Source organism: Streptomyces sp. NBC_00162, from assembly GCF_024611995.1.
Classification (GTDB): Bacteria; Actinomycetota; Actinomycetes; order Streptomycetales; family Streptomycetaceae; genus Streptomyces.
The window spans coordinates 3341900-3354048 of record NZ_CP102509.1 but is presented as its reverse complement, the minus strand read 5'-3'; the positions used below and the strand labels follow the sequence as shown (position 1 = coordinate 3354048).

Here is a 12149-nt window from a genome sequence, read left to right as displayed (position 1 = left end):
AACTCCCCCAGCTACCGCTGGGAGGGGCCCCCAGGCGGGGCTGGGTTGTGCCCGGCGGAGCTGGCTGCGCGCACTTCTGGGGCGGTAGCAGCCAAATCCAGCCCCGCCGGCGTTTGAGTGGGGGTCCCCCCGGACGGAGTCTGGGGGAGGGTCCGGGCAGCGCCCGGGTACGAACGAAGGCCGGGCCCCCTTGGCGGGAGCCCGGCCTTCGCGCCGAACGGCCTACAGACCCTGCCAGGCAGGCTTGTTGGCGTACGTGTGCCGGAAGTAGTCGGCGAGCTTCAGCTTCGACGCGGCCGCCTCGTCCACGACAACAGTGGCATGGCGGTGCAGCTGCAGCGCAGACGCCGGGACCAGCGCCGACAGCGGGCCCTCGACCGTCTGCGCGACGGCCTCGGCCTTGCCCTCCCCGGTGGCCAGCAGCACCAGGTGGCGGGCGTCGAGGATGGTGCCGATGCCCTGCGTGATGACGTGGTGCGGCACCTGGTCTATGTCGTCGTCGAAGAACCGCGCGTTGTCCACACGGGTCTGCTCCGTCAGCGTCTTGATGCGGGTGCGGGAGGCCAGCGAGGAGCACGGCTCGTTGAAGCCGATGTGCCCGTCCGTGCCGATGCCCAGCAGCTGGAGGTCCACACCGCCGGCCTCGGCGAGCGCGCGGTCATAGGCCTCGCACGCGGCGACGATGTCCTCGGCCGAGCCGTCGGGGCCCATGAAGGAGGCCTCGGACAGACCGAGCGGCTCGACGACCTCGCGCAGCACGACCGCGCGGTAGGACTCGGGGTGCCCGGTCGGCAGGCCCACGTACTCGTCGAGCTGGCAGATCCGCGCCTTGGACGCGTCGACCAGGCCCGCCCTGACCTTGCCGGCGAGGGCCTCGTAGATGGGCAGCGGGGTAGAGCCGGTCGCCACGCCGAGCAGGGCGTCGGGCTTGCGGCGGACCAGTGCGGCCATGGCCTCCGCGATGAGCTCGCCGCCTGCCTTGGCGTCCGGGACGATGACAACTTCCACGCGGGGCCTGCCGATCTGAAGAGGTGTGGGCGTGTGTGGTATAGACCAATCTAGCAGAACCGGGCCCTTCACACCCCGGTTCGCGCCCATTCCCATGGTGGTCCGAATCCCCGCAGGCGCATCCCGGCGGGCAGGGCTCCCCGGTCATCGCCGTCGTCCCCGGCGGGCACGGCGGCGAGGCTCTCCAGCCCGTACTGGACCGGCTGCGCGGCCGCGGCGCCGACCTCTACGTCGTCGGCTCCAAGGAGCGGGTCGAGGCCGCCGCCACCGGGTTCGCCCTGCCCGTGGACGGGGTCCCCGAGGAGCTGCAGCCGCTGCTGGAGATCCTGCCGCTCCAGCTCCTCGCCCCCGAGATCGCCGTGGCCTGCGGCCAGGACCCCGACGCGCCGCGGGCCCTGGCCAAGGGGACCGAGACCAGCTGGCCCACCGCCCGGACAGGGCCTAGATGAGCGCCAGCTGGAGGCCGCCCGTCGCGTCCAGGTGCTGGCCCGTCACCCAGCGGGAGTCCGCCGAGGCGAGGAAGGCCACCACGTCCGCGACCTCCTCCGCTGTGCCGATCCGGTGGAAGACCGAGCGGGCGGCCAGGTGGGCCCGGGTCCCGGGATCCGCGAGCAGCCCCGCGTTCAGGTCGGTCTCGGTGATGCCGGGGCCCACCGAGTTCACCGTGATCCCGCGCGGGGCGAGTTCGGCGGCCAGCGACCGGGTCAGCGCGTTCGCCGCGCCCTTGGCCATGACCGTGGCCAGGATGGCCGGCAGCGCGAGCTCCGGGGTCCCGGTCACGTTCACGATCCGGCCCCCGTCACGCAGCCGCGGCAGCCCGTACTTGATCACGAAGAACGGAGCCTTGGCGTTGAGCGCGTGCGCCCGGTCGTACGTCTCCTCGTCGGTGTCCCCGATGCCCGCGAACGCGGCCGCCCCCGCGTTGTTGACCAGGATGTCGACCTCCTCGGTGTGCGCGGGATGGGCCTCGTAGGCCGCCCACAGGGCCTGCGCGTCACCCGGGACCCCGAGCTCGGCCCTGAGGGCGAAGGCCCGGCCGCCGGCCGCCTCGATCGCGGCCACGGTCTCCTTCGCCGCCGCCTCGTCGCGCCCGTAGTGCACCGCGACGAGGGCCCCGTCGCGCGCCAGCCGCTCCGCCACCGCCCGCCCGATGCCCCGGCTGCCGCCCGTGACCAGTGCCGTCTTCCCCTTGAGCACGCCCATGGCGCGCCCCCCTTCAGTAATCACTAGTGGTCGCTACAGAAAGGGACCGTACCAGATTTCCTAGCGCCCGCTATAGAATCTGCGCATGGTGACCGGACAGCGCGGCAGACCCCGTTCCTTCGACCGCGACGCCGCCCTGGGCAAGGCCATGTTCGCCTTCTGGGAGCGGGGCTACGAGGCGACCTCCATCGCGGACCTGACCAAGGCCCTGGGGATCGGCGCACCCAGCCTCTACGCGGCGTTCGGCGACAAGCGCACGCTGTTCGAAGAGGTCGTGACGGTGTACGGCGGCCGGTACGGGGACTTCGCGAGCGTGGCGCTCGCCGAGGAGCCCACCGCCCGCGCGGCCATCGACCGCATCCTGCGCGAGGCCGCCGAGGTATACACCGACCCGGCCCACCCGCGCGGCTGCATGGTCATCAGCGCGGCCATCAACACCACCTCAGACGAGGTGGCGGAGGCGCTGCGCGCGCGGCGCAACGCCAATCTGGAGCTGTTCGAGAGCCGCATCCGGGCCGACGTGGCGACCGGTGCGCTGCCGGCCGACACCGACGCGCGGGAGCTGGCCCTGTATGCCGGAGCCGTGCTTCAGGGAATGTCCCAGCAGTCGCGCGACGGGGCGAGCCGGGAGGAGCTGGAGGCGATCGCGGCGCGGGCCCTGCTGGCCTGGCCTGCGGCCTGAGGCGGCGCTTTTCCTCTGGGCCACGGTGCCCGACGGGACCCTCAGCCCGTCCGGCACCGTAGCCCGGAGTACTTACGGCCGAGGGTGTGCGGTTCCCGCGGCCGGTGGAGGAGCCGTCGCGGTCAGGGCAGAGCGCGCGGCTTACCTCGATCCGTCCTCCTGTGCGGGGAGGGCGGAAGCTTAAGGCAATTGTGGACTAGACCATTCTGTTCTGTCCATCCAATGACGGGACCCTGAATGCCGTCACTTCCTCCAACAGTACGCGCCCGGGGCCGGTCCTGTGTACTCCCGAGTATTCCCGTGGGGAAAGTCATGAGGCGTACCCGGGGTACGCTCGCCACGTGCCCTCCATGAACGACCTCGTACGCCAGCACACCGCTCTCAGTGAAACCGACCTGGAGTGGCTCCACCTGCTGGTCTCGGAGTGGCAGCTGCTCTCCGACCTGTCCTTCGCCGACCTCGTGCTGTGGGTGCCCACCCTCGACGGCACCCGGTACGTCTCGGTCGCGCAGATGCGCCCGAACACCGGCCCCACCTCGTACCAGGACGACATGGTCGGCCACTTGGTGCCGCGCGGCCGCCGCCCCCTGCTCGACGCGGCGCTCGACGAGGGCCGGATCGTGCGCGAGGGCGACCCGGAGTGGCGCGAGGAGGTGCCGGTGCGCGTCGAGTCGATCCCCGTGCGCCGCGAGGGACGGGTCCTGGGCGTGATCGCCCGCAACACCAACCTGCTCACTGTGCGTACACCGAGCCGGCTGGAGCTCACCTACCTCCAGTCCGCCTCCGACCTGGCCCAGATGATCGCGGCGGGCTCCTTCCCGTACCCCGGGCAGCAGGTCGATATGGACGCCTCCCCGCGCGTCGGGGACGGCCTGATCCGGCTCGACGCCGACGGCGTGGTCACGTACGCCTCCCCGAACGCACTCTCCGCCTACCACCGGCTCGGCCTCGCCGCCGACCTGGTCGGCCAGCACCTGGGCAACACCACCGCCGAACTCGCTCCCTCCCGCGGCCCGGTGGACGAGGCGCTGGTCAAGCTCGCCAGCGGCTGGGCCCCGAGGGAGACCGAGGTCGACGGCAACGGCGGGGTCATCCAGCTGCGCGCCATCCCGCTGAAGCCCAAGGGGACCCGGATCGGTTCCCTGGTGCTGTGCCGCGACGTCACCGAACTGCGACGTCGCGAACGTGAACTGATCACCAAGGACGCGACCATCCGGGAGATCCACCACCGGGTGAAGAACAACCTCCAGACCGTGGCGGCACTGTTGCGGCTCCAGTCCCGGCGCATGGATTCGCCGCAGGGCCGCGAGGCGCTCAACGAGGCCGTGCGCCGCGTCGGTTCGATCGCGATCGTGCACGAGACGCTGTCTCAGAACCTGGATGAGCGGGTCGAGTTCGACGAGATCGCCGACCGGGTGATCGCGATGGTCTCGGAGATCTCGCCGGGCAAGGTCGACTGCCGGCGCACCGGCCGGTTCGGAATCCTGGACGCGGAGGTCGCCACTCCGCTGTCGATGGTGCTGACCGAGATCCTGCAGAACGCCCTGGAGCACGCCTTCACCCAGGGGGAGCGGGGCACCGTGGAGGTGTCGGCCATCCGCAGCGGGACCGGCCGCGCCGACGGGCGGCTGCTGATCACCGTGCTCGACGACGGCAGCGGCCTGCCCGAGGGATTCGACCCCCAGCGGGCCGGCAATCTCGGGCTGCAGATCGTACGGACCCTCGTGGAGGGCGAGCTCGGCGGAACGTTCGACATGGTCCGGGCGGAGCCGCGCGGCACCAAGGTCGTCCTCGACATACCGTCCAGCCCGCAGAAGTAGCGGCGAAGGCGTCACTCAGTGTGACGGACCGGCCCCCGGACAGCACTGAGCCCCGGACCGAAAGGTTCTCGGTCCGGGGCTCAAGAGCACGTTGCTAAGCGCTTATACGGTTCTACGCGCTGCGCGTCGAGGCTCGAAAGTCGTTGTCAGGCGCTGGCGTTGCGCGCCCGGTTGCGAGCGGCGCGGCGCTTCATCGCGCGGCGCTCGTCTTCGCTGAGACCGCCCCAGACACCGGAGTCCTGACCGGACTCGAGCGCCCACTGCAGGCACTGCTCCATGACGGGGCAGCGGCGGCAGACGGCCTTGGCTTCCTCGATCTGCAGCAGCGCAGGACCGGTGTTGCCGATGGGGAAGAACAGCTCCGGGTCTTCCTCACGACAAACGGCGTTGTGACGCCAGTCCATGGCTGCTACCTCTCTTGTGTGACTTGCTCGTTGCTTGTGAATGTGAACGCTTTCACGAATCCCCCCGTGGGGGAAGAGCCGACACCCAGTTGCCTGGTGTGGTCCGAAGATTCGTGGAGGGGTTCTGGCGGCCTGTGTGGGTGCCGGTTCTGCGGGCTGTCCCGATCGCCATGTAGAGATTCGCAAACCTCGGACGGGGATACAACCCCTTCCGGAAAGTTTTTTTTGATTCGTCGGTGTCTACTAGGTCACAGCCCTACTTCGTGGGGGTGGACCAGCGTGTAAACGTTCGAGTGAAAGGACTTTGGGCCCTTCCACTCACACAATCACACGCAGTGCACGGCGTACGCCTGTGAACCGAACGCTGGTGCGCAGACCGAGGTGGTCTCCGTCCATCTGGAACGGAAGGGGAACCTTCGAATGCAAGGTGAAGTCGGTCAGATCGTGTAGAGACACCGCGTGCTTGCCGTGCGGACCTCGTTCAGGAGTCGAGGTCAGGAGCTGTGTCGCGTAGCGGGCGACCGCCGGAGTTGACAAACGGTTGAGGGCCAGTACGTCAAGCGCTGTATCGAACGACGCCTCCGGGGAGGCGTAAAGCGGACGATTGCCCAGATACGTCCACGGCGAGGTGTTGCAGACTATCGACAGCACCAGATCCGTCACCGGATCGGCGCCGGAGCGCTCCAGCGTGACCGTGCCGTGCCGGCGGTTCGGCTCGTCCCAGAACTGACGCATCAGCTGTCGTACATACAGAGCGTGCGTCGAACGCTTGCCGCGCTCGCGCTGCTGCTCGACCCGCCCCACCACGCCCGCGTCGAAACCGAAGCCCGCGCAGAAGGTGAACCAGCGCGCCGGGACCGACTCGTCCTCCGTGCCCGGGGTGCCGGCCGCCAGACCCAGGCCCACGATCCGCTCGCGCTGCTCCCGCAGTGCGTCCAGCAGGGCGCCGGTCGCCTCGACCGCATCGTTGGGCAGGCCGAGTGCGCGGGCGAAGACATTGGTGGAGCCGCCGGGGACCACGGCCAGCCGGGGCAGCCGGTCCGGATCGGGCCCGTCGTGCAGCAGCCCGTTGACCACCTCGTTGACGGTGCCGTCGCCGCCCAGGGCCACGACGAGGTCGAGCCCTTCGTGCGCGGCCCGGCGTCCCAGGTCCCGGGCGTGGCCCCGGTACTCGGTGGTCACCGCCTCCAGCTTCATCTCGCTGGCCAAGGCGTGGGTCAGGACGTCACGCGTGCGCGCACTGGTGGTCGTCGCTGCTGGGTTGGCCACGAGAAGTGCACGCATGAGCGCCAGACTACCCAGCCCGTCCATGAGCTTCGAATGGCGACCCTGCTGCCCCGTCCCCTCCGGCCTCCGGGGCACGCGGCTACCCTGCTGGAGTGAGTAAGAAGCAGCCCGCGAATGCCGCCGCCCCCGCCACCACTCCCGCCGCCGCGCTGCCGGGCCGGCTGACCGCCGCCGCCGCGCTGACCGCCCTGGAGGGCCTGGCGCTGGCCGGCCTCGGTGTCTACATGCTGTTCGTGGGCATCGCCGGCGATCCCGACTCCCCGCAGCAGGCGGAGACGGGCGGCATCACCCTGCTCGCGCTCGCCGCGCTGCCGCTGATCGCGGCCCGCGGTCTGCGCCTGGGCCGCCGCTGGAGCCGCGGCCCGGCGCTGATCACCCAGCTGATGGCGCTGCCGGTGGCCTGGACTCTGTACAGCACCGGCGGTGCGATGATCGCCGCCGCGGTGGCCCTGGGCGTGGCCGCGGTGGCGGTCGCGGCCCTGCTGGTCAATCCGACGGCGACCGAGGCCCTGGGTATCGGGCCCGGCGAACAGGCCCGATAGTCCGGCGGCTCCTGGTTGCTCCTCGACCGGCTACTCCTCGACGAGGAGCTTCTCGCGCAGCTGGGCCAGGGTGCGGGCCAGCAGACGGGAGACGTGCATCTGGGAGATGCCGACCTCCTGGGCGATCTGCGACTGGGTCATGTTCCCGAAGAACCGAAGCAGCAGGATCCGCTTCTCCCGCGGCGGCAGGCCCTCCAGCAGCGGCTTGAGGGACTCTCGGTACTCGACGCCCTCCAGGGCCTCGTCCTCCGAGCCCAGGGTGTCCGCGACCGCCGGCGACTCATCGTCGGTGTCCGGGACGTCCAGCGACAGCGTGCTGTAGGCATTGGCCGATTCCAGCCCCTCCAGCACCTCCTCCTCGGAGATCCCCAGCCGTTCGGCCAGTTCGTGCACCGTGGGGGAGCGGCCGTGCTGCTGGGACAGTTCGGCGGTGGCCGTCGTCAGCGAGAGCCGCAGCTCCTGCAGACGCCGGGGCACCCGTACCGCCCAGCCCTTGTCACGGAAGTGGCGCTTGATCTCGCCGACCACCGTGGGCGTGGCGTACGTGGAGAACTCGACCCCGCGGTCCGGGTCGAACCGGTCCACCGACTTGATCAGGCCGATGGTCGCGACCTGCGTCAGGTCGTCGAGCGGCTCGCCGCGGTTGCGGAACCGCCGTGCCAGGTGCTCGACCAGCGGCAGGTGCATCCGTACGAGCCGGTTGCGCAGCTCGGCCTTCTCCACCGAGCCGTCGGGCAGTGCCCGCAGCTCGATGAACAGGGCGCGCGCCCCGCTGCGGTCGCGCGGATCCGGCAGTGGCGCGGTCGGCTGGAACGCGGGCACCTCCGGGAGTACCGGCACTTCCGGAGGCACCGGAACCTCCGGGGCCGTGGCAGCGGCCGCCGGTGGCTGTGCCGGCTGTGGTTCTTCGTGCTGGTTGTCGCTCATAGGGCCCGCCCGTCGCTCCGCCGAGTCCAAAAAGCCGTCTTCCGCATCCGTGTCAGCCGGGTGCGGCCGGGCGTGCTGCTGCTCCGGGATGCTGCCGTCGACCTCGTGCCGCACCCGGGGCCGATCCCCGCCCCGCACCGGGATCTCCCCGCCGCTCACGCCGGGCCTGGTCCCGCGCCGCGCTGTTTGTAGAGACTGATGCTCACCGTCCGGTCCTCCTCGACCGTCGACTCGACCTTGCCGGCCAGCGCCGACAGTACGGTCCAGGCGAACGTGTCGCGCTCCGGCGCACGGCCGTCCGTGGTCGGCGCCGAGACGGTCACCTCCAGCGAATCGTCCACCAGCCGGAAGACGCAGCTGAGGACGGAGCCGGGCACGGCCTGCTGGAGCAGGATCGCGCAGGCCTCGTCCACCGCGATGCGGAGGTCCTCGATCTCGTCGAGGGTGAAGTCCAAACGTGCTGCGAGGCCGGCCGTGGCCGTCCGCAGCACCGACAGGTAGGCACCCGCAGCGGGCAGCCGGACTTCCACGAAGTCCTGGGTCCCGGGCTCGCCTGCGATCTGGGACACCCTCACCTCCAAGGTGGTACGAGCTGTGTTCGCCGGTGACGCTATCGCGATCCGGGCGATCGTGTCGCGGCACCCCTCGTGGCGCCCGCTGGGGGCACCCCTTCCCACGGCCAGTGACTGATGGTAAGCCCATGGGTACGCACAGTGGCTAGGGGTCTGCGGGTCCAAATCGGGGGAACCGGCGGAGGGTTGACCTACCCCTCCTCAGACGATCGAACCGTCGACAAAACACCAGCGCCAGATCTCGCCCGGCTCGAAGCTCCGCATCACCGGATGGCCGGTGTCCTTGTGGTGCGCCGTCGCGTGCCGGTACGGGGAGGAGTCGCAGCAGGCCACGTACCCGCATCCCAGACACATCCGCAGCTGCACGGGGTGGCTGCCGAGCGCCAGACATTCGGTGCAGGTCTGGGCAGAGGGGATGGGCTCGGGGCGCGGCAGTTCGGCAACGTGGGTGCACTCGCTCATGATGGCCAGCGTACGGCCAGGGTGCGGGTGCGCACGGCTCCGACGAACACGGATGGGATCTTCGATGGAGGTCTTGCAGCTGGTGGCGCTGGTTGCAGGCAGTGCGGTGGTCGCCGGCGTGGCCCGCCGGACGCCGGTTCCGGCGCCGCTGCTGCTGGTCGCCGCCGGGCTGTTCGCCGCGTACGTGCCGGGGGTGCCCGAGTACACCCTCGACCCGCACATCGTGCTGCCCCTGCTGCTCCCGCCGCTGCTGCACACGGCCGCGGTGGACAGCTCGTACCTGGACCTTCGGGCGAACATCCGGCCCATCGCGATGCTGTCGGTGGGCTACGTGCTGTTCGCGACGATCGCCGTCGGGTACGCGGCGTACCTGGTGGTGCCGGGGCTGTCGCTGCCGGTCGCGCTGGTGCTGGGCGCGGTGGTCGCGCCGCCGGACGCCGTCGCCGCCACCGCGATCGCCCGCAAGCTCCGGCTGCCGAACCGCATCACGACGATCCTGCAGGGCGAGTCCCTGGTGAACGACGCCACGGCCATCACCGCCTACAAGGTGGCCCTGGCGGCCGCGGTCGGGGTCAGCGCCGGCTGGGCGGGCGGGATCGCGGAGTTCCTGCTGGCCTCGGTGGGCGGGGTCGGCGTGGGCCTGCTGCTGATGGTGCCGATCCACCAGCTGCGCAAGCGGCTGAAGGAGCCGCTGCTCCAGAACACCCTCTCGCTGCTGATCCCCTTCGTGGCGTACGCGGCGGCCGAGCGGGTGCACGCCTCGGGGGTGCTCGCCGTGGTCGTGGTGGCGCTGTACCTGGGGCACCGCAACTGGCAGGTCGACTTCGCGACCCGGCTCCAGGAGGAGGCGGTGTGGAAGGTGATCTCCTTCGTACTGGAATCGGTGGTCTTCGCGCTGATCGGACTCCAGCTGCCGGTGGTGCTGAAGGGGCTGGGGGAGTACGAGGGGGCGGCCGCGGCCTGGTACGCGGTCGCGGTGTTCCTCGCGGTGGTGGTGGCCCGCTTCCTGTGGGTCTTCCCGGCGACCTTCATGCCGCGCTGGATGTCGGCGCGGATCCGGACGCGGGAACCGGACACCGACTGGAAGGCGCCGGTGGTCGTGGGGTGGGCCGGGATGCGGGGGGTGGTCTCGCTCGCGATCGCCTTCTCCGTGCCCATGACGGTGCCGCACCGGAATCTGATCCTGTTCCTCACGTTCACGACGGTCATCGGCACGCTCGTCATCCAGGGACTCACCCTTCCGCCGCTGATCAGGATGTTGCGGCTGCCGCCGCGGGACCTCCAGGCAGAGACGCTGATGGAGGCGCAGGCGCAGAGCGAGGCCTCGACGGCGGCGGACGAGCGGCTGACGGAGCTGCTGGAGGCGCCCGCCAACCAGCTGCCGCCGCCGCTGGCGGACCGGCTGCGGACGGTACTGGAGCGGCGGCGGAACGCGGTGTGGGAGCGGCTGGGCGAGGTCAACCCGGTGACGGGGGAGTCGGCGGACGAGGTCTACCGGCGCCTCGCGCGGGAGATGATCGAGGCGGAGCGGGAGGTCTTCGTGACGTTGCGGGACCGCCGCCGGATCGACGACGAGATGCTGCGCGGGCTGCTGCGCCGGCTGGACCTGGAGGAAGCGGCGGCGTACCGCGAGGAGACGGCGTGATCCCCTCCGCGGGTCAGGGCCGGCCCGTGATCACGGCGGCCAGGGTGGTGCCGCGGGGGAAGGCGCCGGACCTGGTGAGTTCGGTCAGGGCCCACAGCAGTTTGGCGACGTAGATCCGCTCGACCGGGAGGCCGTGCCGGGACTCGAAGTCGGCGGCGAAGGCGTCCAGCGCGGCCGGCACGCGGGCGTAGCCGCCGTGGTGGAACTCCTCGGCCAGGGTCCAGTCGCCGGCCGGACCGCCGAAGGCCTGCCGCTGGAGGGAACGTATCTCCGCTGCCAGGAAGCCGCCCGCCAGGACCGGTACGCCCAGCGCCCGCTGCCCGGGGGCGAGTCCGGCGGCCAGGCCGGCCAGGGTCCCGCCGGTCCCGCAGGCCACGGCCACCACATCGGCCGCGCCCCGCAGTTCCCGGCCGAGCTCCGCGCAGCCGGTCAGCGCGAGGGCGTTGCTGCCGCCCTCGGGAACCACGTACGCCTCGCTCGCGCCTGCCCCGTCCAGCAGCCGGGCGAGCACCTCGGGCTCGGCCTTGCGGCGGTACTCCGACCGGGACACGAAGCGCAGCCGCATCCCGTCGGCCGCGCACCGTGCGAGGGAGCCGTTGAGCGGCCGCCCGGCCAGCTCGTCGCCGCGCACGATGCCGACGGTCTCCATCCCGAGCAGCCGCCCGGCGGCCGCGGTGGCGCGCAGGTGGTTCGAGTAGGCCCCGCCGAAGGTGGCCACCGCCCGGTGTCCCCCCTCCACGGCGGCCCGCAGATTGGGCGCGAGCTTGCGCCACTTGTTCCCCGGCAGCTCGGGATGCACGAGATCGTCCCGCTTCAGCAGCAGCCGCACCCCGTACGCGCCGAACCGCTCGTCCGCCGCCTCGACGAGCGGGGACGGCGGACGCGGGCGCAGTTCGGGGTGGGTCACCCGGCCATTGTCCCTGGTCGGCGCCCTACTTAAGGCGCTCGGCGATGCGGTTGCGGAGGGACTCCATCGTGAAGCCCTTGGGGTCGATCTTGCCCGGTTGCCATTCCAGGTGGCCGATCACGGAGCGGGCCGTCCAGGCGTGGACGCGGCACAGGGCCGCGGACGCGCGGGTGATCGCGTCGAGCTGGACCGCCGGCCAGGGGTCCTTGCCGTTGCCGAGGTTCTCGCACTCGAAGCCGTAGAAGTGGCGGTTGCCGTCGGTGTTGGCGTGGTGGTCCGGCGGCAGCCGCTTCTCGGCGATCACCGCCGCGAGGACGTCGGAGTCCCCGGCGCCCGCGTGGTTGGCGCGGCCGTAGCCGACCAGGTGGACCCGGCCGTCCTTGGTGATCACGCCGTGGCAGAGCGGGCCCGGGAGGTCGGAGTCGCCCTGGCGGCAGAAGGACACCGTGTTCGCCGTGCCGTTGGAGACGGTGTGGTGGATCATCACCCCGTGCACCGGCCCCCAGGGGCCCTTGTGGTTGCGGTTGTGGGTGCGCCAGGCGCCCACTTCGACGACGGTCAGACCCTCGGCGCGCAGTGCGTCGAGGAACCGGCCCGCGGACATGGGTGCGGCCATGACCCCTCCTTCCGTGGACACCCTGTGTGTCCACGTCGCTACTCTCCGGTGTAGTGGAGGGGGTTCTTCCGCGC

Annotated in this window: 13 protein-coding genes and 1 pseudogene; 5 read left to right on the top strand and 9 right to left on the bottom strand. The window is 71.2% G+C overall.

Annotation, left to right across the window (positions count from 1 at the left end; translation table 11 throughout):
* Positions 1-222: 222 nt before the first annotated feature.
* Positions 223-1008, bottom strand: coding sequence for a glucosamine-6-phosphate deaminase (nagB, locus tag JIW86_RS15345; protein WP_215146786.1), 786 nt, complete (start codon positions 1006-1008; stop codon positions 223-225).
* Between the two features lie 137 nt (positions 1009-1145).
* Between nagB and JIW86_RS15340 the strand changes: the two are divergent.
* Positions 1146-1457 (top strand): annotated as a pseudogene (locus tag JIW86_RS15340) (glucosamine-6-phosphate deaminase); the annotation flags it as partial.
* On the opposite strand, the gene JIW86_RS15335 reads toward JIW86_RS15340, so the two are convergent.
* The gene (locus JIW86_RS15335) at positions 1450-2211 is read right to left on the bottom strand and encodes an SDR family oxidoreductase (RefSeq protein WP_257554252.1); all 762 of its coding nucleotides are present in this window, start codon (positions 2209-2211) and stop codon (positions 1450-1452) included. The pseudogene JIW86_RS15340 and the gene JIW86_RS15335 sit on opposite strands and share 8 nt — an antisense overlap.
* A gap of 85 nt (positions 2212-2296) precedes the next feature.
* On the opposite strand from JIW86_RS15335, the gene JIW86_RS15330 reads away from it, so the two are divergent.
* Positions 2297-2893 (top strand): TetR/AcrR family transcriptional regulator, encoded by a 597-nt coding sequence (locus JIW86_RS15330; RefSeq protein ID WP_257554251.1) that lies wholly within the window; start codon positions 2297-2299, stop codon positions 2891-2893.
* Positions 2894-3243: 350 nt separating this feature from the next.
* Positions 3244-4713, top strand: coding sequence for a sensor histidine kinase (locus JIW86_RS15325; protein ID WP_215146878.1), 1470 nt, complete (start codon positions 3244-3246; stop codon positions 4711-4713).
* Between the two features lie 146 nt (positions 4714-4859).
* Here JIW86_RS15325 and JIW86_RS15320 read toward each other — a convergent pair whose 3' ends face one another.
* Both JIW86_RS15320 and JIW86_RS15315 read right to left on the bottom strand, forming a co-directional pair.
* On the bottom strand, positions 4860-5117 hold the full coding sequence (locus JIW86_RS15320; protein WP_003953983.1) for a WhiB family transcriptional regulator: 258 nt from the start codon (positions 5115-5117) through the stop codon (positions 4860-4862).
* Between the two features lie 318 nt (positions 5118-5435).
* Positions 5436-6401 carry a diacylglycerol/lipid kinase family protein gene (locus tag JIW86_RS15315; protein WP_257554249.1) on the bottom strand — a complete coding sequence of 322 codons (966 nt, stop codon included), beginning with the start codon at positions 6399-6401 and terminating at the stop codon, positions 5436-5438.
* Between the two features lie 95 nt (positions 6402-6496).
* Here JIW86_RS15315 and JIW86_RS15310 point away from each other — a divergent pair, with 95 nt between their 5' ends.
* Positions 6497-6946, top strand: coding sequence for a hypothetical protein (locus JIW86_RS15310; protein ID WP_257554248.1), 450 nt, complete (start codon positions 6497-6499; stop codon positions 6944-6946).
* A gap of 30 nt (positions 6947-6976) precedes the next feature.
* Here JIW86_RS15310 and JIW86_RS15305 read toward each other — a convergent pair whose 3' ends face one another.
* From JIW86_RS15305 to JIW86_RS15295, 3 genes are all read right to left on the bottom strand, one after another.
* Positions 6977-8032: an RNA polymerase sigma factor SigF gene (locus JIW86_RS15305; protein ID WP_257554247.1), complete on the bottom strand. Its 1056-nt coding sequence runs from the start codon at positions 8030-8032 to the stop codon at positions 6977-6979.
* On the bottom strand, positions 8029-8442 hold the full coding sequence (locus tag JIW86_RS15300) for an anti-sigma regulatory factor (protein WP_030153599.1): 414 nt from the start codon (positions 8440-8442) through the stop codon (positions 8029-8031). Before JIW86_RS15300 ends, JIW86_RS15305 begins: the two co-directional genes overlap by 4 nt.
* Before the next feature lie 204 nt (positions 8443-8646).
* Positions 8647-8907, bottom strand: a complete 261-nt coding sequence (locus JIW86_RS15295) for a UBP-type zinc finger domain-containing protein (RefSeq protein ID WP_215146793.1) — start codon at positions 8905-8907, stop codon at positions 8647-8649.
* A gap of 64 nt (positions 8908-8971) precedes the next feature.
* On the opposite strand from JIW86_RS15295, the gene JIW86_RS15290 reads away from it, so the two are divergent.
* Complete coding sequence (locus JIW86_RS15290) at positions 8972-10552, top strand: Na+/H+ antiporter (protein ID WP_215146794.1); 1581 nt, start codon at positions 8972-8974, stop codon at positions 10550-10552.
* A 13-nt stretch (positions 10553-10565) separates the two neighbouring features.
* Here JIW86_RS15290 and JIW86_RS15285 read toward each other — a convergent pair whose 3' ends face one another.
* The gene (locus JIW86_RS15285; RefSeq protein WP_257554246.1) at positions 10566-11459 is read right to left on the bottom strand and encodes a 1-aminocyclopropane-1-carboxylate deaminase/D-cysteine desulfhydrase; all 894 of its coding nucleotides are present in this window, start codon (positions 11457-11459) and stop codon (positions 10566-10568) included.
* Between the two features lie 25 nt (positions 11460-11484).
* Positions 11485-12075: an N-acetylmuramoyl-L-alanine amidase gene (locus JIW86_RS15280; RefSeq protein WP_215146796.1), complete on the bottom strand. Its 591-nt coding sequence runs from the start codon at positions 12073-12075 to the stop codon at positions 11485-11487.
* Positions 12076-12149: the final 74 nt, after the last annotated feature.

What these genes read in the sequence shown, in the direction of transcription:
- JIW86_RS15335 (WP_257554252.1), bottom strand. Translation starts at nt 2,211, where the DNA reads ATGGGCGTGCTCAAGGGGAAGACGGCACTGGTCACGGGCGGCAGCCGG.
- JIW86_RS15330 (WP_257554251.1), top strand. Translation starts at nt 2,297, where the DNA reads ATGGTGACCGGACAGCGCGGCAGACCCCGTTCCTTCGACCGCGACGCC.
- JIW86_RS15325 (WP_215146878.1), top strand. Translation starts at nt 3,244, where the DNA reads ATGAACGACCTCGTACGCCAGCACACCGCTCTCAGTGAAACCGACCTG.
- JIW86_RS15320 (WP_003953983.1), bottom strand. Translation starts at nt 5,117, where the DNA reads ATGGACTGGCGTCACAACGCCGTTTGTCGTGAGGAAGACCCGGAGCTG.
- JIW86_RS15315 (WP_257554249.1), bottom strand. Translation starts at nt 6,401, where the DNA reads ATGCGTGCACTTCTCGTGGCCAACCCAGCAGCGACGACCACCAGTGCG.
- JIW86_RS15295 (WP_215146793.1), bottom strand. Translation starts at nt 8,907, where the DNA reads ATGAGCGAGTGCACCCACGTTGCCGAACTGCCGCGCCCCGAGCCCATC.
- JIW86_RS15290 (WP_215146794.1), top strand. Translation starts at nt 8,972, where the DNA reads ATGGAGGTCTTGCAGCTGGTGGCGCTGGTTGCAGGCAGTGCGGTGGTC.
- JIW86_RS15280 (WP_215146796.1), bottom strand. Translation starts at nt 12,075, where the DNA reads ATGGCCGCACCCATGTCCGCGGGCCGGTTCCTCGACGCACTGCGCGCC.